The organism is Eggerthella sp. BIOML-A1, from assembly GCF_009875595.1.
GTDB lineage: Bacteria > Actinomycetota > Coriobacteriia > Coriobacteriales > Eggerthellaceae > Eggerthella > Eggerthella lenta.
In genome coordinates this window covers 1-1,325 of the sequence record NZ_WWRZ01000031.1, presented here as the reverse complement: position 1 = coordinate 1,325, position 1,325 = coordinate 1, and the positions used below count along the sequence as shown (strand labels likewise).

Sequence of the window (1,325 nt, the reverse complement as noted above, 5' to 3'; positions counted from 1 at the left end):
GGCCCTTCGCTGTTTCTAGTGGTTTGACAGGGCGAACTTGCTAGGGAGCCCACCTTATGGAGCTGCAAGCGGTACCATGGGACACGCAGACGGCGCTACGGAATCGGAGCAGACATGAACACCCAAGCGGCAATGCTCGCGGCTCTTTTCGAGAAGTCCTTGAACCTCGGCCCCGAATGGAAGGTCGTCGATGCGGAGTTCAGGGAGGTCGCAGGGGGCAAAGACGAGCTGCACGTCTTCGTGGAGCGAGCGACGGGCTCGGCCATGTTCTGCACCGCGTGCGGGGGCATGCACGGCGTCTACGACACCCGCGAGCGCGAGTGGCGCCACCTCGACATCTGGCAGTACAGGACGATCGTCCACTGCAAGGTCCCCAGGGTCGGGTGCCCGATCCACGGCGTCGTCACCGTGCGCGTTCCCTGGGAGGCCGACGACGCCAAGCACTTCACGGCCCTGTTCGCCGCCCAGGTCGTCGTCATGGCGCTCTCAGGGCTGACGGTGAGCGCCATAGGAGAGCTTTTAGGTGAAACGGACACGAGGCTTTGGCGGGCGATAAGGGCATGCGTGGCGCGAGCATGCGCGCATGCGGACTACTCGGACGTGCGCGCGGTGGGCGTCGACGAGACCGCCAAAAAGCGAGGGCACGACTACCTTTCCGCATTCGTCGACTTGGACGCACGCCGCGTCGTGTCGGTGCAAGAGGGACGCGACGCGGGAACCGTTGCAGGGTTCGCGGACGACTTGGCCGCACATGGAGGGGACGCAGAGGCCGTGGAGGCCGTTACCTGCGACCTATCCCCTTCGTTCGCGAGCGGCATCGCCGTCCACATGCCGCAGGCCGCCCGCATAGCCGACCGCTTCCATGTGATCCAGCTGTTCACCAAGGCGGTCGATAAGGTGCGCGCCGCCGAAGCGCGGGAGTCCGAGGGCAAGCGGGATCTCCTGAAGCGAACCCGCTGGCTCTGGCTTAAAAACGAAGCCAATCTGAAAGCCTCCCAGCTATCGCGCAAGCGCGAACTCGCAAAAGAGAACCTTAAGACCGGCCGCGCGTGCGCCATGAAAGAAGCCATGCAGCGCATCTACGAGTGCACCTCGCGAGCCGAGGCGGCTGAAGCCCTTGATGCGCTGACAAGCTGGATGGCGCACTCCAACCTCGCGCCCATGAAGCCGGTTGCGAAGACGATCGCCAAGAACCGCGAGGAGATACTCGCCTACTTCGACTTCAGGAGGACCAACTCGATCCTGGAGGGGCTGAACTCCGTCATCCAGTCGGTCAAGCGCGCGGCGAGGGGGTACCGCAACTTCGAGAACTTCAAGGCGATGAT

Annotated in this window: 1 protein-coding gene; it reads left to right on the top strand. The window is 63.8% G+C overall.

The features are described from left to right. Window positions 1-114: 114 nt before the first annotated feature. Window positions 115-1,325: ISL3 family transposase (locus GT590_RS14235; protein WP_161171200.1), on the top strand; the 1,211-nt coding region annotated here is incomplete at its 3' end.